General features: G+C 70.1%; 15 protein-coding genes and 1 pseudogene. 9 read left to right on the forward strand and 7 right to left on the reverse strand.

The genetic code is table 11. From position 1 onward, the window contains the following. Positions 1-230 precede the first annotated feature (230 nt). The gene (locus ABTZ59_RS14850) at positions 231-1,259 is read right to left on the reverse strand and encodes a slipin family protein (protein WP_351396228.1); all 1,029 of its coding nucleotides are present in this window, start codon (positions 1,257-1,259) and stop codon (positions 231-233) included. Positions 1,260-1,579: 320 nt separating this feature from the next. Here ABTZ59_RS14850 and ABTZ59_RS14855 point away from each other — a divergent pair, with 320 nt between their 5' ends. After that, positions 1,580-1,921 (forward strand): hypothetical protein, encoded by a 342-nt coding sequence (locus ABTZ59_RS14855; protein ID WP_351396230.1) that lies wholly within the window; start codon positions 1,580-1,582, stop codon positions 1,919-1,921. Between the two features lie 84 nt (positions 1,922-2,005). Continuing rightward, positions 2,006-2,263 (forward strand): annotated as a pseudogene (locus tag ABTZ59_RS14860) (DUF6343 family protein); the annotation flags it as partial. Between the two features lie 147 nt (positions 2,264-2,410). Here ABTZ59_RS14860 and ABTZ59_RS14865 read toward each other — a convergent pair. From ABTZ59_RS14865 to ABTZ59_RS14875, 3 genes are all read right to left on the reverse strand, one after another. Then, positions 2,411-2,788 carry a tetratricopeptide repeat protein gene (locus ABTZ59_RS14865; protein WP_351396233.1) on the reverse strand — a complete coding sequence of 126 codons (378 nt, stop codon included), beginning with the start codon at positions 2,786-2,788 and terminating at the stop codon, positions 2,411-2,413. Positions 2,789-2,866: 78 nt separating this feature from the next. Then, positions 2,867-3,472 (reverse strand): dephospho-CoA kinase, encoded by a 606-nt coding sequence (gene coaE / locus ABTZ59_RS14870; RefSeq protein WP_351396236.1) that lies wholly within the window; start codon positions 3,470-3,472, stop codon positions 2,867-2,869. Between the two features lie 266 nt (positions 3,473-3,738). Continuing rightward, positions 3,739-4,683: a PAC2 family protein gene (locus ABTZ59_RS14875; protein WP_351396238.1), complete on the reverse strand. Its 945-nt coding sequence runs from the start codon at positions 4,681-4,683 to the stop codon at positions 3,739-3,741. A gap of 411 nt (positions 4,684-5,094) precedes the next feature. Here ABTZ59_RS14875 and ABTZ59_RS14880 point away from each other — a divergent pair, with 411 nt between their 5' ends. Continuing rightward, positions 5,095-6,075, forward strand: a complete 981-nt coding sequence (locus tag ABTZ59_RS14880; protein WP_351396241.1) for a right-handed parallel beta-helix repeat-containing protein — start codon at positions 5,095-5,097, stop codon at positions 6,073-6,075. Between the two features lie 173 nt (positions 6,076-6,248). Here the strand turns inward: ABTZ59_RS14880 and rpsA are convergent, their stop codons facing one another. Beyond that, complete coding sequence (gene rpsA / locus ABTZ59_RS14885) at positions 6,249-7,757, reverse strand: 30S ribosomal protein S1 (RefSeq protein WP_351396244.1); 1,509 nt, start codon at positions 7,755-7,757, stop codon at positions 6,249-6,251. Between the two features lie 339 nt (positions 7,758-8,096). On the opposite strand from rpsA, the gene ABTZ59_RS14890 reads away from it, so the two are divergent. Beyond that, positions 8,097-9,029 (forward strand): class I SAM-dependent methyltransferase, encoded by a 933-nt coding sequence (locus ABTZ59_RS14890; RefSeq protein WP_503002833.1) that lies wholly within the window; start codon positions 8,097-8,099, stop codon positions 9,027-9,029. A 151-nt stretch (positions 9,030-9,180) separates the two neighbouring features. Next, positions 9,181-11,760: an ATP-dependent helicase HrpB gene (hrpB, locus tag ABTZ59_RS14895; protein ID WP_351396250.1), complete on the forward strand. Its 2,580-nt coding sequence runs from the start codon at positions 9,181-9,183 to the stop codon at positions 11,758-11,760. A 74-nt stretch (positions 11,761-11,834) separates the two neighbouring features. Here hrpB and ABTZ59_RS14900 read toward each other — a convergent pair whose 3' ends face one another. Both ABTZ59_RS14900 and polA read right to left on the reverse strand, forming a co-directional pair. Beyond that, entirely contained in the window at positions 11,835-13,547 is a 1,713-nt protein-coding gene (locus ABTZ59_RS14900) for a lytic transglycosylase domain-containing protein (protein WP_351396253.1), read from the reverse strand. A gap of 432 nt (positions 13,548-13,979) precedes the next feature. After that, a complete protein-coding gene (polA, locus tag ABTZ59_RS14905) occupies positions 13,980-16,688 on the reverse strand; it encodes a DNA polymerase I (protein ID WP_351396256.1) in 2,709 nt (902 codons plus the stop codon). A gap of 205 nt (positions 16,689-16,893) precedes the next feature. On the opposite strand from polA, the gene ABTZ59_RS14910 reads away from it, so the two are divergent. From ABTZ59_RS14910 to ABTZ59_RS14925, 4 genes are all read left to right on the forward strand, one after another. Next, the gene (locus tag ABTZ59_RS14910) at positions 16,894-19,158 is read left to right on the forward strand and encodes an FdhF/YdeP family oxidoreductase (RefSeq protein WP_351396259.1); all 2,265 of its coding nucleotides are present in this window, start codon (positions 16,894-16,896) and stop codon (positions 19,156-19,158) included. Positions 19,159-19,280: 122 nt separating this feature from the next. Further along, a complete protein-coding gene (locus ABTZ59_RS14915; protein ID WP_351396262.1) occupies positions 19,281-19,763 on the forward strand; it encodes a PaaI family thioesterase in 483 nt (160 codons plus the stop codon). A gap of 90 nt (positions 19,764-19,853) precedes the next feature. Beyond that, on the forward strand, positions 19,854-20,324 hold the full coding sequence (locus tag ABTZ59_RS14920) for a hypothetical protein (protein ID WP_351396265.1): 471 nt from the start codon (positions 19,854-19,856) through the stop codon (positions 20,322-20,324). Between the two features lie 388 nt (positions 20,325-20,712). Continuing rightward, positions 20,713-21,942 (forward strand): branched-chain amino acid ABC transporter substrate-binding protein, encoded by a 1,230-nt coding sequence (locus ABTZ59_RS14925; protein ID WP_351396268.1) that lies wholly within the window; start codon positions 20,713-20,715, stop codon positions 21,940-21,942. The last annotated feature ends 2 nt before the right edge of the window (positions 21,943-21,944 follow it).

Here is a 21,944-nt window from a genome sequence, read left to right on the forward strand (position 1 = left end):
CGGTCATCGACTCCCTCCCTCCCCTCGGGTCACCTCAGGATCTGATTCCTCTGCGAGTCTAGGCCGGGGGTCTGACAGTCGATCTCGATATGACGTTTCCGCAGCTCAGCGAGTGATCCGGCGGCGGGCAACGGAAAGGACGACCCCGCAGTGCTCGACCGCGGGATCGTCCGCTCTCTCCGGTTTTCGAGCGCCGCCATACGGTGACGACCGGACGGTCGGGAACAGACTCAGACGGGCTGCGCGTCCTGCCGCTCCGGCGGCTTCTCGTCGAGCGGTGACACCGCCGTGGGAACGGACGACACCTTCGGCCGCCCACCGGGGACCGCCTCCGGTGTGACAGCGGGAGCGGGAGCGGGAGCCGTGGCCGCGGCGGGCTGGTCGGCGGCGGGTTGGCCGGCGGCGGGCCCGTCGGAGGCCGACTGCGACTGGTCGGCGGGGAGCGACGGAGCAGCCTGTACGGCTCCCGAGACCGCCCGAACGGCCTGGACCGCCTCGGCCGGTGTGGCACGTTCGAGGAAGCGCAGCAGTTCGACGGGGAAGGGCAGGACGAGTGTCGAGTTCTTCTCGGCCGCGACCGCCACGACCGTCTGCAAGAGCCGCAGCTGAAGCGCGGCAGGCTGGCCGGACATCTGCTTGGCCGCCTCGGCGAGCTTCTTCGACGCCTGCAACTCCGCGTCCGCGTTGATCACTCGGGCACGGCGCTCCCGGTCCGCCTCGGCCTGGCGCGCCATCGACCGCTTCATGGTCTCCGGCAGCGACACGTCCTTGATCTCGACGCGGTCGATCTGCACGCCCCAGCCGATCGCCGGGCTGTCGATCATCAGCTCCAGGCCCTGATTCAGCTTCTCCCGGTTGGACAGCAGATCATCCAGATCGCTCTTGCCGATGATCGACCGCAGAGACGTCTGCGCCATCTGCGACACCGCGAACCGGTAGTCCTCGACCCGGACCAGCGCCTCCGCCGCGTCGATCACCTTGAAATAGATCACGGCGTCCACGCGCACGGTGACGTTGTCCCGCGTGATGCCGTCCTGGGCGGGCACCGGCATCGTCACGATCTGCATATTGACTTTGTGCAGCCTGTCCACCAGCGGAACGATCGTGGTGAATCCGGGTCCTCGGATTCCTTCCTGCAGCCTGCCGAGGCGGAAGACCACGCCTCGTTCGTACTGCCTGACGACCCGAGCGGCCGCCATCGCGTACAGCCCGCACGCGCATACCGCCGCTATGACAGCAATGACCAGTTCCTCGACCATCTTGGGCCCCCTGACGACGCCGGACCGAGGTGCTATTAACCACGGTATGCCCTGTAAGACCGGCGGTCGAGAAGCGTGCGCCGGGGAGATACCGGCGCGTAGGCGCCGGACGACATACCCCGCCCGGCCGCACATCTGGTGCCGCCGTCCCGGGGATCCGGCAGTGTGACCAGCAGGCTCGTCAGCACCCCTGCCCCCCACCCCACCCTCCCCGTCCTCCCCGCACCCCGCACCTCCCCGGACACCCGCCGGCACCCCCGCACACTCGTGGCCGAGCACTCCGAGCACCCCGAGCACTTCGCACAGACGAGGACCCGCTCATGTCCGTGACCCATCACCGGCGCCTCGGCATCGCTGCCGGGGCCGCGTTCCTGACCGTCACCGTCGCGGGCTGCTCCGGCCTCGGCCGGACCGCCGTGGGAACCATGACGTACGACACCCCGCGCGGCCGGCACGTCCAGGTCTCCAACCCCCTGGTCACGGGCTGCCACCGACTCGCTCCCGGCGGCGCCGTCTCGGCCACGAACCGCACCCTGGTCGACTTCGTGATGTACGGGACGCCCGACTGCACGGGCAGGGGCACGACGTACCTCGCCACCACGCTCTCCGATGTGATCGCCCCCGGCGAAGGTCCGTGGCGCAGCTACACCATCGTGCACTGACACCACGCGCGGGCCGCCACAAGAGGGTCAAAAGCCGCGAACAGGGGTAGGGGTTTCGTGGGGCCGCATGGGAGGTGAGGAGTCATGCGCACCGGGAGTGAGCCTGTCACCGCGCGCAGTCCGCTGCGGACCCGGTTCTGGCTGAGCGTATGGGGCCTGATCTGGACCGCCTTCGGAACGACGGTGTTCGCGATCACCGGGCGCTTCGGGTGGGCGCTCGCCTGCGGCGTGCTGCTGCTGATCGTCCTCACGAATATGGTCCTGGTCCTGCGGCACCTCAGGCAGGGGTCGCGCTATCAGCCGGGGAGGGACGTCCCGCCGTACGAGCCGGGGCGCCATGGCTCGGACCCGGATCGTGAGCGGAGTCTCGACCATGATCTCGGCAGTCGTGTCCGCGAGTGGCTGCGCGAGCCGGACCCCGCACAGCGCGGTGGCCGTGCCCGCCATCACAGCGCGCACGGTCACCAGCCATGACCCCGCCGGGCCCGGTCAGCCGTCGGCGCGCGGCTCCGCGTCGAACTGGGCCGCCTTCACATACTCCGGTTTGGGATCCAGCGCCGCCGCCAGTCTGAAGTGGCGTTTCGCCTGCTCGGGCCGTCCTGAGCGCTCATAGGTACGGGCCAGCGCGAAATGGGCGAACGCGTTGTCCGGCTCCCGCTCCAGCACCAGCTCGAATTCGAGTTCCGCGGGCCGTAGTTGAGCGGCGGCGAAGAACGCGCGGGCCCGCAGCAGCCGGGCCGCGGTGTTCTCCGGATGGGCCGCGATCACCGAGTCGAGCAGCTTCACGGCCCCGCGCGGATCCCGCGCGGCGAGGAGCTGCTCCGCCGCGCGATAGTCGATGACGTGGGTTTCCGGACTCTCGGGCACGGTCGCATCCTTCCCTAGCTGCGCGCGTTCAACGCCGTGTATGACGACGCTATTCCTCATATCGGCCCGCGCCGACGGTCAGCTCCCGGTCGCGGCCCGGTCCCTCAGCATCTGCCACACGCGTCTGACCTGCGGTTCCAGCCGCTCCAGCGGACCGTCGTTGTCGATCACGACATCCGCGGCGGCGCGCCGCTCCTCGCGGGTGGCCTGGGCCGCCATGCGCTTGCGGGCCTCGGTTTCGGCCATTCCCCGCAGCCGTACGAGCCGGTCGAGCTGGGTCTCGGGCGAGGCGTCCACGACAACGACCACGTCGTACAGCGCCGCCATGCCGTTCTCGACGAGCAGCGGCACATCGTGCACCACGATCGAGTCGGGTCCCGCCGCCTTCTCCAGTTCGGCGGAGCGTGCGCGGACGAGTGGGTGCACGATCGCGTTCAGTGCTCGCAGCCGGTCCGGATCGCCGAAAACGATCCCGCCGAGTTTCGGCCGGTCGAGAGCGCCGTCCGGTGTCAGTACCCCCGGTCCGAATTCGGCCACCACGGCCGCGAGACCGGGCGTCCCCGGCTCGACCACTTCGCGCGCGATCCGGTCGGAGTCGATCAGCACCGCCCCGTAACTGGTCAACAGGCGCGAGACCTCGCTCTTTCCCGCACCGATTCCGCCCGTGAGTCCCAACCTCAGCATGCGGTCAGCCTAGGCCCTGTCCGGAACAGGGCCGAGGACAGGACGGGTACCTGGACGGACGGGTATCCGGACGGAGGGTGCCGGGAGGGAGGGTGCCGGGCCGGCGCGTGCCGGGAAGGAGAGTGCCAGGCCGGAGCGTGCCGGGGCCGGAGCGTGCCGGGCCGGGACAGGTGCCTCAACAGCGAGCGGCCGTACGGCTCCCGAGGGAATCCGTACAGCCGCTCGCCCCTGACTCGGACCGGCCGAGCACCCGGCCCGGACAGTGCCTACGCGCCGCCCTCGCCTTCCCGCTCCGCGAGGAACTTCTCGAACTCGCGGCCGATCTCATCGGCGGACGGCAGCTCTGCGGGCTCGGCGACCAAGTTGCCGCGGGTCTCCGCGCCCGCGATCGCGTCGTACTGGTGCTCAAGCCCCCGCACCATCGTGACCAGTTCCTCGTCCCCCTCGCCCAACTGCCGCTCGATCTCGGTCTGGGTGCGCTGCGCCTCCGTACGGAGCGAGTGCGCGACGCTCGGGAGCACCAGTCCGGTCGCGGCCGTGATCGCCTCCAGGGCGGTCAGTGCCGCGTCGGGGTACGAGGACCTGGCGACATAGTGCGGTACGTGCGCGGCGACGCCGAGTACGTCGTGGTCCGCCTGCATCAGCCGGTACTCGACCAACGACTCGGCGCTGCCCGGCACCTGCGCCTCGTCGAACGGGCTGCGGTGGCCTGGCATGAGGTCGGTGCGATTGCCGTGCGGGGTCACACCCACGGGGCGGGTATGCGGAACACCCATCGGGATGCCGTGGAAGTTGACCGAAAGACGTACGCCGAGGCGCTCGACGATCTGTCGTACGGCCATCGCGAAGCGCTCCCACTCCACATCCGGCTCGGGTCCGGACAGCAGCAGGAACGGTGCGCCGGTGGCGTCCTGCACGAGCCGTACGTCGAGCGTGGGCGTCTCGTAGTCGGCCCAGCGGTCGCGCCGGAAGGTGAGCAGCGGGCGCCGTGCGCGGTAGTCGACCAGCCTGTCATGGTCGAAACGGGCCACCACCTGATGGGGCAGCGACTCCAGCAGGTTCTCGACGATCTGGTCGCCGGTCTCACCCGCGTCGATATAGCCGTCGAAGTGGTACAGCATGACCAAGCCCGCCGACTCCTGCGCCAGTGCCATGTCGACGACGGCGAGGCCCTTGGGCTCCCATTCGTACAAACCCTGCGGATCAAGCACGATTACCGCTCCTCCTCGTGTTCATAACGGAGAACGCCCCACAGGGCGCGGGCATTCCCCGCCCCGTGCGGGACCAACCACGCGACGCGACGCTCACGCGTGACCCATACCGCGACCTCGGTATCCCCGTTCACGTTCATGAACATCCCGACAGGGACGCCCAGTTCGCACCAGTGGGGGTCATCACGATCGCCAACTGCGGCATTCCGGCGGGTCTTGGTCCAGACCTTGACATGCTCAGGACGCGTCCCTACCGTCACGGAACAGCAAGCACGTTCATGGACACGACCATCGTCCACATAAGAGAACAGAGTCCCCCAGGACTCGAACCTCAACGGACCTCGTCGGACCTCGTCGAACCTCAACGGACCTCAACGGACCTCATCGGATCTCAACGGGAAGGCTCCCCCCATGCGCATCCGTACGCTGCTTCCTGCCCTGCTGACCCCCCTGCTCGCCACCGGCGCGCTGTCCCTGCTCGTCGCCCCGACCGCCGGGGCCGCGCCCGCCGGCACCGCCGCGGTCATCCAGGTCTCGACCGCCGCCCAGCTCAAGTCGGCCCTGACCGCGGCACGTCCCGGCGATACGATCCAGCTCGCCGACGGCACGTACCAAGGGAACTTCAAGGCGACGACGCCCGGCACCGCCGGCTCCCGTATCACCCTCACCGGTTCGTCCGCCGCGATCCTCACCACCGGCGGCGGTGGTTACGGCCTGCACCTCAACGGGGCCGGCTACTGGACCGTCAAGGGCCTCACCGTCACCAACGCCCAGAAGGGCATCGTGACGGACGGGGCCAACGGGGTCGTCATCGACTCCGTGACCGTGCACAACCTGGACATGGAGGGCGTGCACTTCCGCCAGTCCAGCAGCGACGGCGTCCTGAAGAACTCACGGATCTACAACACCGGCAACGACGGCCGTGGCATGGGCGAGGGCGTATACGTCGGCAGCGCCAACACCCTCTCCGACCGCAGCGACAACGCACAGATCCTCAACAACACCCTCGGCCCGGACATCGGCGGCGAGAACATCGACATCAAGGAAGGCACCACCGGCGCGCGCGTCATCGGCAACACCTTCGACGGCAGCGGCCTCACCGGCGCCAACTACGACGACTCGTGGGTGGACGTCAAGGGCAACAACGTCCTCGTCGAGGGCAACACCGGCAAGAACACGACCAACAACGGCTATGAGACGCACACCCAGCAGAGCGGCTGGGGCTGCGGCACGGTCTTCCGCTCCAACACCTCGGACCTGCGCGGCTCCTCGGGCGCCAACCAGCTCGCCATCAATGTCACCAACAACAGTTCGAGCTGCCGTACCACCGTCTACGGCAGCAACACCGTGACCGGCGGCAAGGGGCTGACGAACATCACCGTCACCCCCTGATCCACCCACCGCCCCGGGGTCCCGTCGGCCCGCCAACCGATCCGCACGAGCTCACGCACGAGACCGCGCAAACGGGACGCGCAGGAGACCGCGCACGCGTAGGGCCCGCTCCCCCGAGGGGGAACGGGCCCTACGTTCAGCTACCTACGCCATCGACGAACGGGACCGGAGCGTCAGCTCTGGCCACCGGCCAGCTTCTCGCGAAGGGCGGCCAGGGCCTCGTCCGACGCCAGGGCGCCGGAGTTGTCCGCGGACTCCGAGGAGTACGAGCCGCCACCGGCGGCCGCCGGAGCGCTGCCCCCGCCGGCGGGCGCGGCAGCACCCTCGGCAGCGGCGGCCTCGTCGGCCTCGCGGGACTTGATGACCTGGGCCTGGTGCTGCTCGAAGCGCTGCTGCGCCTCGGCGTACTGGCCCTCCCACGCCTCACGCTGGGTCTCGAAGCCTTCGAGCCAGTCGTTGGTCTCGGGGTCGAAGCCCTCGGGGTAGATGTAGTTGCCCTGGTCGTCGTAGGACGCGGCCATGCCGTAGAGCGTCGGGTCGAACTCGACCGAGGCCGGGTCGCTGCCGAAGGACTCGTTGGCCTGCTTCAGCGAGAGGCTGATGCGGCGGCGCTCCAGGTCGATGTCGATGACCTTGACGAAGATCTCGTCGTTGACCTGGACGACCTGCTCCGGGATCTCCACGTGGCGCTCGGCCAGCTCGGAGATGTGCACCAGGCCCTCGATGCCCTCGTCCACACGCACGAACGCACCGAACGGAACGAGCTTGGTGACCTTGCCCGGGACGACCTGACCGATCTGGTGCGTCCTGGCGAACTGCTGCCACGGGTCTTCCTGCGTCGCCTTGAGCGACAGGGAGACACGCTCGCGGTCCATGTCCACGTCGAGCACCTCGACGGTGACTTCCTGACCGACCTCGACAACCTCGGAGGGGTGGTCGATGTGCTTCCAGGACAGCTCGGAGACGTGCACGAGACCGTCGACGCCGCCGAGGTCCACGAACGCACCGAAGTTGACGATCGAGGAAACGACGCCGGAGCGGACCTGGCCCTTCTGGAGGGTCGTGAGGAAGGTCTGACGGACCTCGCTCTGGGTCTGCTCCAGCCAGGCACGGCGGGACAGGACCACGTTGTTGCGGTTCTTGTCCAGCTCGATGATCTTGGCTTCGAGCTCCTTGCCCACGTAGGGCTGGAGGTCACGGACGCGGCGCATCTCGACGAGGGAGGCCGGCAGGAAGCCGCGGAGGCCGATGTCGAGGATGAGACCACCCTTGACGACCTCGATGACGGTACCGGTGACGATGCCGTCCTCTTCCTTGATCTTCTCGATCGTGCCCCAGGCGCGCTCGTACTGCGCGCGCTTCTTGGACAGGATGAGACGGCCTTCCTTGTCCTCCTTCTGGAGAACCAGGGCCTCGATCTCATCGCCCACGGCGACGACCTCGTTGGGGTCGACGTCGTGCTTGATCGAAAGCTCGCGAGAGGGGATGACGCCTTCGGTCTTGTAACCGATGTCGAGCAGGACCTCGTCCCGGTCGACCTTCACGATGACGCCGTCGACGATGTCGCCGTCGTTGAAGTACTTGATCGTCTCGTCGATCGCGGCGAGGAAGGCTTCCTCGTTACCGATGTCGTTGACCGCAACCTGCGGGGTGGTGGCGGTGGTCTCGGTGCTGCTCGTCATGTGGGAAAGGGCTCCGGTGCGGACAGTGAGTCGTAGGTACTGCTACGCCGTGAGCCTGTTCGCCTCTGCAGAAGCCGGACAGCCAAGGAAGCGCCGGCCCCGGACAGTAGGGAAAGCGCCTCGACAACCGAGGGAACTTACATACAGATGCGAGCGCGGCTGCTACGTCTGAGGCGCGCAAGCCCGCAGCGCAACCTTTAGCATACGGGGGCAGCCGGGCACGGTCAATGCGCGAAGGCGCACACCGGGGGCGGAAACTCACATACCCGGCACAACCAGCGTTCCATGAGGCCAGGACGGCCCCATGCCGACTCCTCGCACACTACGACGACGGACACGATGATCCAAGAGCACGTACCCGAAACCGTTCGCGAAACCGCCGACGAGAGCGTTCTCGAAGGCGCCACCGCCGCGCCCGGAGACACGCCCGAAGACACAGCCGAAGACACGCCCGAGGACACGCCCGAAGCCGAGCCCGAGGCGACACGCCGCGACAGCGGGGCCACGGAGAGCAGCCGGGCCAACCGGGGCTGGTGGGACCGGAACGCGGACGACTACCAGATCGAGCACGGCACCTTCCTCGGCGACGACCGTTTCGTCTGGTGTCCCGAGGGTCTCGACGAGGTGGAGGCCGGCCTGCTGGGTCCCCAGGAGTCCCTGCGGGGACTGGACATCCTGGAGATCGGGGCGGGCGCGGCGCAGTGCTCGCGCTGGCTGGTGGCGCAGGGCGCGCGCCCGGTGGCGCTCGACCTCTCCCACCGCCAGCTCCAGCACGCGCTGCGGATCGGCGAGGGCCGTTCGCTGAGCTTCCCGCTCGTGGAGGCGGACGCGGGAGCGTTGCCGTTCCGGGACGGCTCCTTCGATCTGGCCTGCTCCGCCTACGGCGCCATTCCCTTCGTCGCCGATCCGGTGGGCGTGTTCCGCGAGGTACGGCGCGTGCTGCGGCCGGGCGGACGCTGGGTCTTCTCCGTCACGCACCCGGTCCGCTGGGCGTTCCCGGACGAGCCGGGTCCCGAGGGGTTGTCGGTCGCGGCCTCGTACTTCGACCGCACGCCGTATGTGGAGCAGGACGAGGAGGGCCGGGCGGTCTATGTGGAGCACCACAGGACGGTCGGTGACCGGGTGCGGGACGTGGTGGCGGCGGGATTCCGGCTGATCGATCTGGTCGAGCCGGAGTGGCCGGCCTGGAACACGCAGGAGTGGGGCGGCTGGTCCCCGCTGCGGGGGAACCTGATTCCGGGCACGGCGATCTTCGTCTGCGTACGGGACTGACCGAAGGGGCGACGGGCCGAGGGGGGCAAGGGGCCGAGGGGAGCGACGAGCCGAGGGGGGCGAGGGGCGGCAGGAGCGCGGGATCGCGGGACTGGTCGGGGGCGCCGTTACGGGGTCGTCCGCGCGTACGGTCCCGTACGACACTGTGCGGGTGATCCGCGACGACGTCCTCGGCAGTCTGCCCGTACACACCGCCGTCCCCGCCCTGGAGCGGGCCCTCGACGAGCACGGGTGCGCGGTGCTGTGCGCGCCTCCGGGGACGGGTAAGACGACGCTGGTGCCGCTGGTGCTGGCGGGGCTGCTGGGGGACGGCTCCGCGCCGCGACCGGTACGAAGGGTGATCGTCGCCGAGCCGCGCAGGATCGCCGCGCGTGCGGCGGCGCGTCGGATGGCCTGGCTGCTCGGGGAGCGGGTCGGGGAGCGCGTGGGGTTCACGGTGCGCGGCGAGCGCGCGGTGGGGCGCGCGACGGTGGTGGAGGTGGTGACCACCGGTGTGCTGCTCCAGCGGCTCCAGCGCGACCAGGAGCTGGCCGGGGTCGATGTGGTGATCCTCGACGAGTGCCATGAACGGCATCTGGACGCGGACACGGTGGCCGCGTTCCTGCTGGACGTACGGGCCGCGCTGCGGCCGGAGCTGCGGCTCGTCGCGGCGTCGGCGACGACCGACGCGGCCGGATGGGCGCGGCTGCTGGGCGACGCGCCGGTGGTGGAGGCGCGGGGCGTGTCGTATCCGGTGGAGGTGGTCTGGGCGCCGCCCGGCATGCCCGTACGGCCGCCGCACGGGATGCGGGTCGATCCCGCACTGCTCACACATGTGGCGTCGGTGGTCCGGCGGGCGCTGGCCGAACGGGACGGCGATGTGCTCTGCTTCCTGCCAGGTGTGGGGGAGATCGGCCGGGTGGCGGGGCTGCTGGGGGACGCCGGGGCCGAAGTCCTCCAGGTACACGGACGGGCGTCGGCCGCCGTGCAGGACGCGGTCCTGGCGGGCTCGGCGGGCTCGGCGCGCCGTCGCGTCGTACTGGCCACGGCGGTGGCCGAGTCGAGCCTGACGGTCCCGGGCGTACGGATCGTCGTGGACGCGGGGCTGGCGCGCGAGCCGCGTACCGACCACGCGCGGGGGCTGAGCGCGCTCACGACCGTGCGGGTGTCGCAGGCGGGCGCGCGGCAACGGGCGGGCCGGGCCGGTCGTGAGGCGCCCGGCACGGTCTACCGCTGCTGGACGGAGGCGGAGGACACCCGGCTGGCGCGCTTCCCGTCTCCCGAGATCAAGGTCGCGGATCTGGCGGCGTTCGCGCTCCAGGCCGCGTGCTGGGGCGACCCGTCGGCGGCGGGCCTGGCGCTGCTCGATCCACCGCCCGCGGGAGCGCTGGCGGCGGCGCGTGCCGTGCTGGCCGCGATCGGCGCGGTGGAAACGGTGGGCGCTGTGGACGAAGGCGGCGGCGGGAACGGGGACCGGGACCGGCACGCGGTCAGCGGCGGGCGGGTCACCGAGCGCGGTGTACGGATGGCCAGGCTCGGGCTGCACCCCCGGCTGGCCCGCGCCCTGCTGGACGGTGCGCCCGAGGTGGGCACGCGGCGGGCGGCCGAGGTGGTGGCCCTGCTGAGCGAGGAGCCGCCGCGCGCGTACGGGGACGATCTCGCGGCGGCGTGGCGCACGGCCCGCCGGGGCGAGGACGGCTACGCGGCGCGCTGGCGCCAGGAGGTACGGCGGCTGGAGCGTGCGCCGGAACTGACCGCGTCCGCCGGAGGCCGGGGTGCCGGGTCCGACGACGCCGTCGCCGGGCTGATCACCGCGCTCGCCTTTCCCGAGCGTGTGGCGCGGGCCCGCGGTGAAGGCGCCTGTCTCATGGTGTCGGGCACCGGCGGCGAACTGGCCGAGGGCTCCTGGCTGCGCCGCGCTCCCTGGCTGGCGGTGGCCGTCGCCGACCGTCCCGCCACGGCCGCTTCCGCGCGGGTACGGCTCGCCGCGGTCATCGACGAGGACACCGCGCGGACCGCGGCCGGCCGGCTGCTGGTGGCGGGCGAGGAGGTGCGCTGGGAGGACGGCGATGTCGTGGCCCGGGAGGTGGAGCGGCTCGGGGCGGTCGAGCTGTCCGCCCGTGCCCTGCGGGCGCCGGACGGCCGACTGGTGCGTGCGGCGCTGCTGGACGGGCTGCGCCGCGAGGGGCTGGGGCTGCTGAACTGGACCCGGGACGCGCGGGGACTGCGCGACCGACTGGCCTTTCTGCACCGGGAGTTGGGCGGCGGCTGGCCCGATGTCTCGGACGCCGCGCTGCTGGCTCGCCCGGACGCGTGGCTGGAGCCGGAGCTCTCCAGGGCCCGGCGCCGGTCGGATCTCGGCCGACTGGACGCGGGACAGGCGCTGCGCCGGCTGCTGCCCTGGGCGACGGGCGAGGCGGCGCGGCTGGACGAGCTGGCGCCGGAGCGTATCGAGGTGCCGAGCGGTTCGCGGGTTCGGGTGGAGTACGGCGGGCCGGGGCCCGTACTGGCCGTGAAGCTCCAGGAGTTGTTCGGTCTGCGCGAGACCCCGGAGGTCGCGGGGGTGCCGGTGCTGGTGCATCTGCTGTCCCCGGCGGGCCGGCCGGCGGCGGTGACGGCGGATCTGGCGTCCTTCTGGCGCGAGGGCTATCGCGCGGTACGGGCGGAGCTGCGGGGCCGCTACCCGCGCCATCCGTGGCCGGAGGATCCCTCGACGGCGGTGCCCACGCGCCGTCTGAATCAGAGGCGTTGAACGCGGACGCGCCGCCGCCCTCCGGCGGATCGCGCGGAGGGCGGCGGTGTTCGGTGCCTCTGGGGCGGCAGGGCCTACAGGGTGTCCGCCGGCGGAGCGGTGTCCGCCGGCGGAGCGGTGACCGTCAGCTCGACGGTCAGCGTCGCGCCGCCCTCGGTCTCGATACGGAGCAGGAACGTGCCTGTCGTGTCGTCCGCGTAGATCCTCGGGAGCTGGAGGGCGCCGTTCGCGTCGGTCTCCAGGTCCGTCAGCTCACGGAGCGGATTGCCGGCCGCGTCCTTGAAGTAGGGCCCGTCGGCGCGCGGCGCGGAGCCGCCGGCCGTGATCACGGTGGCGGTCGCGGCGACACCCGACGCGGCCTCCCCCTTGTAGGTGGCCTTGACCGAGACCCGGTCCTCGAACGCGGTACCGGACTCGGCCGTCAGCTCCTCGTCACCGGTCCTGGTGAGTCCGTCGGCCTGACGGGCCGTCACCGAGGCGGTGTACTCGACGTCCGCGACCCCCTTGACGTCCACACTGGCCCGGATCGCGAACGCGCCCGTCTGCTCGCCCGCCTGGACCGGCGGGGCGGTCGCCGTGCCGTCCTCGTCCGTGCTGAGGGTCAGCGCGGACTTGCCGGACACGAAGCGGGCGTCGGTGTCGCCGACGATCTCGAACCGCACCGGGACATCCGCGACGGGCTCGCCGGCCGCGTCCACGGCGCGTACCGAGGTCCGTTCCGTGAACTGGCTGCCCGCCATGGCCGTGAGTGTGCCCGCGTCGGTCTTCTCGATCCGCTTGACGACCGGCTTCGGGGCGGGCGTGACGGGCGGGGTGGGTTCCGAGGAGGGGGGAGGAGTGGTCGAACCTCCGCCCGGCGTGGACGGGTTGCCCGACTCGCCGCCAGGGGTGGACGGGTCGCTGGGCTTCGGCGTGCCGGGGGTCGGCGGCGGGGTCGGGCTGGGTGAGGGGCCCGGGTCGGCGGGGCCGGTGCCGATGGGCAGCACGCCCGTACCGTCCGGGACCTCGTGTGTGCCCCTGTTGTAGTACTCGAACCAGGTCAGGACGGTGGTCAGATACTCCTGCGAGTGGTTGTAGCTGAGGATCGCCTCACGGAGATCGGCGTCGACGGACAGATCGCGGTCCGCGTGGCAGAGGTACTCCGCCGCCGCGAGCGCCGCGTCGTAGATGTTGTTGGGGTCCTTGCGGCCGTCGCCGTTGGCGTCCTGGCCCCAGGTCGCCCAGGTGGACGGGATGAACTGCATCGGGCCGACCGCGCGGTCGTGCGTCGAGTCGCCGTCGTACTCGCCGTTGTCGGTGTCGGAGATGTTCGCGAAGCCGATGCCGTTGAGCACCGGGCCGAGGATCGGCGATGTGGTGGTGCCATTGGCGTCCACCCGGCCGCCGCGCGCCTGGCCCGACTCGACCTTTCCGATGGCGGCGAGCAGCTGCCAGGGCAGATTGCAGCCGGGCTTGGTCTCCGCGAGGGCCTGCTCCGCCTGCTTGTACGCGGCCAGCACCGAGGCCGGTATGCCCGCTTCCGCCGGACCTGTCGTGATGGCCGGCAGATCGATCGAGGTGCCGGGCCCGTCGGGCGTGGTGAGCGGTGGAAGCTCGGTGTAGTACGGGGAGTTGCCGGTCGCCGTCGAGCCGGCGGGCGGGGTCGCGTCGGCGGCCGACTGGGCACCGCCCGGGTCGGTGGGGATGGCGCCCGGTGCTTGGGAAGCGGAGAGGGCCGCGATGGCGGCGGCGGCCACCGCGGTGGTGGTCGCTCCTCTGCGCAGGCGCCTGCCGAATAGCGCGGACATATGTCTGGCCCCTCCCGTGGACGGCTGTTCGCGCTCCCCGCGCGAGGACTCAGGCGACCCTATGTCAACTCCTCACCCCAGCACACTGGCCCGTGACCGCTTTTCACCAGTTCGCCACCTGGGAGTCGCCCCGATGCCCCAAGAGTCTTCACCCAAGGGCACCTGGATGGGTGAGTCCGGGCACTTCCGGCCCCTAGGCCCTGTCTGACACATCCCGCCTGGCTCGCGACGCCTGGCACGCGCGCTCGCCGCGTTGTCGGGCTCGTCCAAGTACGTCCAGTACGAGGACGACCCTCCGCCTTGCGATCGCACGCACCAGACGCCCCGAGCCCCGCCCTCCGGGCGGACGGCGCCATGTGTCAGACAGGGCCTACAAGCAAGTCCGAATTCTCGTAGGCGGAGGCGCCCCGGGCACCGCCCGGGGCGCTCTCGTCAGTGGGCCGCCGACTCCCAGTCGCCGCCCACACCCACCGACACATCCAGCGGCGCGCGCAGTTCGACCGCCGTCGACATCTCGCGGCGCAGCAGTTCCTCCACCGGCTCGCGCTCGCCCGGCGCGATCTCCAGGACGATTTCGTCATGGACCTGGAGGAGCATCCGGGAGGTCAGTCCCGCCTCGGCCATCGCGCGGTCGACCTTGAGCATGGCGACCTTGACGATGTCCGCCGCGGTGCCCTGGATGGGGGCGTTGAGCGCCATCCGCTCGGCCATCTCCCTGCGCTGCCTGTTGTCGCTGTTGAGGTCCGGGAGATAGCGGCGGCGGCCGAGCATCGTCTCCGTATAGCCGGTGGCCCTGGCCTCCACGACCGCGCGCTGGAGATAGTCCCTCACGCCCCCGAAGCGCTCGAAGAACGTGTCCATCAGGGCGCGCGCCTCGGCCGCCTCGATGTTCAGCTGCTGCGAGAGCCCGAACGCCGAGAGTCCGTAGGCCAGTCCGTATGACATCGCCTTGATCTTGCGGCGCATCTCGGGGTCGACCGCGGTCTTCTTCACCCCGAACACCTGGGAGGCGACCGTCGTGTGCAGGTCCTCGCCGGAGGTGAAGGCCTTGATGAGCCCGGCGTCCTCGGAGAGATGGGCCATCACGCGCAGCTCGATCTGGCTGTAGTCGGCCGTCATCAGCGACTCGTACCCCTCGCCTACGACGAAGCCGCGCCGGATCGCCCGGCCCTCGTCGGTGCGGACCGGGATGTTCTGCAGATTCGGGTCGGTGGAGGAGAGCCGGCCGGTCGCCGCCACCGTCTGGTTGAAGGTCGTGTGGATACGGCCGTCGGACGCGATCGTCTTGATCAGGCCCTCGACCGTCACCCGCAGCTTGGCCTGCTCGCGATGGCGCAGCATGATCACCGGAAGTTCGTGCTCGGTCTGGGCGGCCAGCCAGGCGAGCGCGTCGGCGTCGGTCGTATAACCGGTCTTGGTCTTCTTCGTCTTGGGCAGGCCCAGCTCACCGAAGAGGACTTCCTGGAGCTGCTTGGGCGAGCCGAGGTTGAACTCATGGCCGACGGCGGCGTGCGCCTCCTTCACGGCCTGCTGCACGGCGCCCGCGAACTGCTGCTCCATGGCCTCCAGATGGGCCCGGTCGGCGGCGATGCCGTGCCGCTCCAGCCTGGCGAGCAGCTCGGAGGTGGGCAGCTCCACGTCCTGGAGCAGTCCCGTGGCGCCGACCTCGCCCAGCCGCTCGGTGAAGGCGTCACCCAGATCGAGGACGGCGCGGGCCTGCGCCATCAGCGCCTCGGCCTCGGCCTGCTCGTCGGTCCCGAAGGCGAGTTGTCCGTCGGCGGTGGCGGGGGCCAGCTCCCGGCCCAGGTATTCGATGGCGAGGGCGTCCAGCGCGAAGGAGCGACGGCCGGGCTTGACCAGATAGGCGGCGAGAGCGGTGTCCATCGTGACGCCGCCGACCCGCCAGCCGTGCTCGGGGGCGACGCGCATCGCGCCCTTCGCGTTGTGCATCACCTTGGGCCGGGCCTCGTCGGCGAGCCAGGCCGCGAAGGCCCGCTCGTCGGCCTCGTCCAGCTGTGTCGGATCGAACCAGGCCGCCGCGCCGTCGGCCGCGGCGAGCGCGACCTCGCTGACGCTGCCCGTACCCAGCGACCAGGTGTCGGCCGTGGCGACGCCGAGCGGCCGCGCGCCGTGCTCCGCGAGCCAGGGCGCCAGCTCGCCGGAGGCCAGTACGGAACCGTCCAGCTCCACCCCGGCCGCCGGCGCCGGGGCCTCGTCCTCGGCGGCGCCGGGATCCACCGCGAGCAGCCGCTCGCGCAGGCTGGGGTTACGGATCTCCAGGACTTCGAGCACGCCGATCAGGGCCGTACGGTCGTACGGAGCGCGCTCCAGCTCCTGCGGGGTCTTGGGCAGCTCGACATCGCACGACAGCTCCGTGAGCCTGCGGTTGAGCCTGACCGACTCCAGGTGGTCCCGGAAGTTCTGCCCGGCCTTGCCCTTCACCTCGTCGGCGCGCGCGACCAACTCGTCGAACGAGCCGAACTGGTTGATCCACTTCGCCGCGGTCTTCTCACCGACGCCCGGGATACCGGGGAGATTGTCGGACGGGTCGCCGCGCAGGGCCGCGAAGTCCGGGTACTGCGCCGGGGTCAGTCCGTACTTCTCCTGGACCTTCTCCGGGGTGAAACGGGTCAGTTCGGAGACGCCCTTGGTGGGGTACAACACCGTCGTGTGCTCGCTGATGAGCTGGAACGAGTCCCGGTCGCCGGTGACGATCAGCACCTCGAAGCCCGCAGCCTCGGCCTGGCGGGCGAGCGTCGCGATGACATCGTCCGCCTCGAACCCCTCGATCGCGAACCGGTCCGCGCGCATCGCGTCCAGCAGCTCGCCGATCAGCTCGACCTGCCCCTTGAACTCGTCTGGCGTCTTGGAGCGGTTGGCCTTGTACTCCGGGAACTCCTCGGAGCGCCAGGTCTTGCGGGAGACGTCGAAGGCGACGGCGAAATGTGTGGGCGACTCGTCACGCAATGTGTTCGCCAGCATGGACGCGAAGCCGTAGATGGCGTTCGTCGGCTGGCCGGTCGCGGTCGTGAAATTCTCCGCGGGCAGCGCGAAGAACGCCCGGTACGCCAGGGAGTGCCCGTCCATGAGGAGCAGGCGAGGACGGTTGTCTGCGGTCTTCTTCGATGCTGTCTCGGCCACGTACCCGATCCTGCCACGTCGCACTGACAATCCCGGCCGCCCCGACCGTCCGCGACGGCCCCGTACCCGCCTCGCCCCGTCCCCATCCGCCCCGCACGCGTGACGAGTCAGACATGGGCCGGACGTATCGTGGCCACAGAGGCGTGAGAGGATTGTCTACTGTAGACAATCGGATTCAGCCTCACTGAGTTCATAGGAGAGCGTGATGGCCAGCAAGCCGCCGGCAGGCGATCCGGTACAGGATTCGCCGCAGGTAAGGGCCCCCAAGCACGCCGCGGCGGGGATTCCCGCGGTCGCGCATTCCCTGCTCATCTCGCACCAGCAGATGGGGACGCGCCGGACCGCGCGGACACTCCTGAAGGTCAACCAGAAGAATGGTTTCGACTGTCCCGGCTGCGCCTGGCCCGAGGGCGACCACCGGCACACCGCCGAATTCTGCGAGAACGGGGCCAAGGCCGTCGCGGAGGAGGCGACCGTCCGCAGGGTCACGCCGGAGTTCTTCGCCGAGCACCCCGTCTCGGATCTCTTCGAGCGGAGCGGCTACTGGCTCGGCCAGCAGGGCCGGATCACCCATCCCATGTATCTGCCCGAGGGCGCCGACCAGTACGAACCCATCAGCTGGAAGGGCGCCTTCGCGATCATCGCCGAGGAGCTCAACGCCCTCACGTCACCCGACGAGGCCTGCTTCTACACCTCGGGGCGTACCAGCAACGAGGCCGCGTTCCTCCTTCAGCTCTTCGCGCGCGAGTTCGGCACGAACAACCTGCCCGACTGCTCGAACATGTGCCATGAGTCCTCCGGATCCGCCCTTTCGGAGACCATCGGCATCGGCAAGGGCAGCGTCTCCCTCGACGACATGCACCAGGCCGATCTGATCATCGTCGCCGGCCAGAACCCGGGCACCAACCACCCCCGGATGCTCTCCGCGCTGGAGAAGGCCAAGGCCGCCGGTGCGAAGATCATCTCGGTGAACCCGCTGCCCGAGGCCGGTCTGGAGCGGTTCAAGAACCCGCAGACACCGCTCGGCATGATCAGGGGCGCCTCCCTCACCGACCTCTTCCTACAGATCCGCATCGGCGGCGACCAGGCGCTGTTCCGGCTGCTCAACCGGCTCGTCCTGGAGACCCCGGGCGCCGTCGACGACGCGTTCATCGAGGAACACACCCACGGGTACGAGGAGTTCAGGGCCGCCGCGCTCGCCGCCGACTGGGACGAGACCCTTGTCGCCACCGGTCTCCAGCGGGCCGAGATCGAGAAGGCCGCCGAGATGGCCCTCGCCTCGAAGCGCACCATCGTCTGCTGGGCGATGGGCCTGACCCAGCACAAGCACTCCGTGCCGACCATCCGTGAAGTCGTCAACTTCCTGCTGCTGCGCGGCAATATCGGCCGCCCCGGCGCCGGGGTGTGCCCGGTGCGCGGCCACTCCAATGTGCAGGGCGACCGCACGATGGGCATCTTCGAACGGCCCGATCCGGCCTTCCTCGACCGTCTGGACCAGGAGTTCTCCATCACCTCGCCCCGCCACCACGGTTACGACGTGGTGCGCTCCATCGAGGCGATGCGCGACGGCGACGCCAAGGTCTTCTTCGCCATGGGCGGCAACTTCGTCGGGGCGACGCCCGACACCGAGGTCACCGAGGCCGCGATGCGCCGAACCCGGCTGACGGTGCATGTGTCGACCAAGCTCAACCGCTCGCACGTGGTGACGGGCGTACGCGCGCTGATCCTGCCCACGCTCGGCCGTACCGACAAGGACATCCAGGCCGGCGGCAAGCAGATCGTCACCGTCGAGGACTCCATGGGCATGGTGCACGCCTCGCGCGGCAACCTGCCGCCCGCCAGCCCCCATCTGCTCTCCGAGCCCGCGATCATCACCAATATGGCGCGCGCCGTCCTCGGCCCCTCCTCGACCACGCCCTGGGAGGACTTCGAGAAGGACTACGCCAACATCCGGGACCGGATCGCCCGCGTCGTCCCCGGTTTCGAGGACTTCAACGCGCGGGTCGCCCGCCCCGGCGGCTTCGAGCTGCCGCACGCGCCCCGCGACGAGCGCCGCTTCCCCACCGCCACCGGCAAGGCCAACTTCACCGCCGCGCCCGTGGAGTACCCGAAGCTGCCCGAGGGGCGGCTGCTGCTCCAGACGATGCGCTCGCACGACCAGTACAACACCACCATCTACGGGTTGGACGACCGCTACCGCGGCATCAAGGGCGGTCGCCGGATCGTCATGGTCAACCCCGACGACGCGCGCGAACTCGGGCTCGTCGACGGCGCGTTCACCGACATCGTCAGTGAGTGGAAGGACGGTGTGGAGCGCCGGGCCCCGGGCTTCCGGGTGGTGCACTACCCGACCGCCCGCGGCTGCGCGGCCGCTTACTACCCGGAGACCAATGTGCTGGTGCCGCTCGATGCCACGGCCGACACGAGCAACACCCCGACGAGCAAGTCCGTCGTGGTGCGCTTCGAGTAGCGGTGCGCTTCGGACCAGGGAATGAACCGGCGGGGCTAAGCGTTCGCTCAGTCGTCTGATATGCAGGCCGGTGCACACAGCACGTACGTCATATATCACCGCAGCCGATCGGAGCCGGGCCCATGGGTGAGCAGCCCTCCACGAAGTTCCCTCAGGAGATCATCGACGAGTACGCCGTGCTCGGCGTCGATCTGCCCGCGCTCTTCTCCGCGGGCCATCTCGGCACACGCATGGAGGTGCGGATCGTCGAGGCCGCCGCGGAACGCGTCGTCGGCACCATGCCGGTGGAGGGCAACACCCAGCCGTACGGACTGCTGCACGGCGGCGCCTCCGCCGTTCTCGCCGAGACCCTCGGCTCCATCGGCGCCATGCTGCACGGCGGCGCGAGCAAGGTGGCCGTGGGCGTGGACCTCAACTGCACCCACCACCGGGGCGTACGGAGCGGACTGGTCACGGGCGTCGCCACCCCTGTCCACCGCGGCCGGTCCACCGCGACATACGAGATCGCCATCACCGACGAGCGGGACAAGCGGGTCTGCACCGCCCGGCTGACCTGCCTGCTCCGCGACGCGGACACCGCGCCGGCGCCGGACCAGAGCGTGTAGCGAAAGTCCGGCCCCCCTTCCGCGAGGGCGCGTACGGGAATGCCCGTACGCGCCCTTGTCCATGCCCGAAGCACCGCCTACCCTGCGCCCATGACCACGGCCGGACAGTGCGGGCTCCGCCCGGCCGCCCGATGCTCGCTCGCACTCTGCGCCGCCCTCCTCGGCGGCGCGCTGACCGGTTGCGGCGGTGGCGGGGCGGCCGCGCCCGGCCCGGACGCCCTCCCCTCCGCACACCGCACGACCCCCGCCGAACTCTGCACCGCGCTCGTCTCGTACTGGGCGAAGGAAGCCCTCAAGGGCTCCGAGTGGGCAGGACTCGACTGGGAACAGAAGGGACTGTCCAATGAGCAGTACGCCATCCACGAAGAGGTCGTGGCCGCGGCGCGCGCCGAGCGGACGAAGCACGGCGACGCGGCGGCACGGTCCCTGATCGACCGCAGGACCGCGGCACGGTGCGCCGCCATGAACGGCGCCACCGGCAGCTCCGAGAACTGGCGCGAATCAGACTGGACACCGCCCGGACAACGCTCCAGGACCCCCGTCCGACATCACGCTGTGTAACAACCACATGAACGGGGACTCTCCCGCCGCCCGCATCCACATCCCCGCTGCCCGCTTTCCCGGCTTCTCCTGCCCGATTGAGCGGTCAGCACCAAAATAGGCCCAAGTACCTTAGCGGAACTGGGCGTTCTCACCATGTGGTCGATTTGGGAAAGCAGGGAAACGCCCCAATCGTCCCGGCTCTCGCCGCCGAGCGTTGGCCCGGGCATAACAAGACAGTCACATCCTTCGCGCACCACTCCACGACTCCCTCACCTGCGCTTAGAGTCACGGCCAGTCACCGCGCCGCCAGGCACGCACCCAGTGGGCTCCACGCGACTGAACCCGTGTCCCGGCGAACGCGAACGGCACCTCAGCAGAGGAGGCCGCGCCAGGGAAAGGATTCATCGTGCGACACCGTTCCTTGCTCATCCTCACCACCGTGATCACCACGGGAGCGCTCACACTCACCGCTTGTGGTTCTCGCGACGAAGGCAAGAGCACCGGCGCGAGCGACAAGATAACCGTCGTCATCGGTGTCGACGCGCCGCTCACCGGTTCGCTGTCCGCGCTCGGCCAGGGCATCAAGAACTCGGTCGACCTCGCCGCCAAGACCGCGAACAAGACCAATGAGGTCCCCGGCGTCGAATTCAAGATCGAGGCCCTCGACGACCAGGCCGTCCCGGCCTCCGGCCAGGCCAACGCCACCAAGCTCGTCGGCAACAAGGACGTCCTCGGCGTCGTCGGCCCGCTGAACTCGGGCGTCGCCCAGTCGATGCAGGGCGTCTTCAACTCCGCCAACCTCCTCCAGGTCTCCCCCGCCAACACCAACCCGTCGCTGAGCCAGGGCGACAACTGGGCCAAGGGCGACCTGAAGCGTCCCTTCGCGTCGTACTTCCGCACGGCCGCCACGGACGTCGTCCAGGGCAAGTTCGCCGCGCAGTACTACTACAACGACGCCAAGAAGCGGAAGGTCTTCGTCGTCGACGACAAGCAGACCTACGGCGCCGGCCTCGCCTCGATCTTCTCCGAGGAGTTCAAGCGCCTCGGCGGCACGGTCGTCGGCACCGACCATGTCACGGTCAAGGAGACCGACTTCTCCTCCACCGCCGACAAGGTCAAGGCCGCGGGCGCGGACTCCGTCTACTTCGGCGGCCAGTACCCCGAGGGCGGACTGCTCTCCGACCAGATCAAGAAGACGGGCGCCAAGATCCCCACCATGGGTGGCGACGGCATCTACGACCCGAACTTCATCTCGGCCTCCGGTGAGTCCAACGACGGTGACTTCGCCACCTCCATCGGCTACCCCGTGGAGAAGCTCGACACCGCCAAGAAGTTCATCGCCGACTACGCGGCCGAGAACTACAAGGACCCCTACGCGGCCTACGGCGGCTACTCCTACGACGCCGGCTGGACGATCATCCAGGCCGTCAAGGCCGTCGTCGCCGCCAACGACGGCAAGCTCCCCGACGACGCCCGCAAGCAGGTCGTCGAGGCCACCAGCAAGGTCAGCTTCGACGGTGTGACCGGCAAGGTCTCCTTCGACGAGTACGGCGACACCACCAACAAGCAGCTGACCGTGTACAAGGTCGAAGGCGGCGCCTGGAAGGACGTCAAGAGCGCCACATTCGAGGACTGACC

Origin of the sequence: Streptomyces sp. NPDC094034 (assembly GCF_040303865.1) — a bacterium.
In the GTDB taxonomy this organism is placed as follows: Bacteria; Actinomycetota; Actinomycetes; order Streptomycetales; family Streptomycetaceae; genus Streptomyces.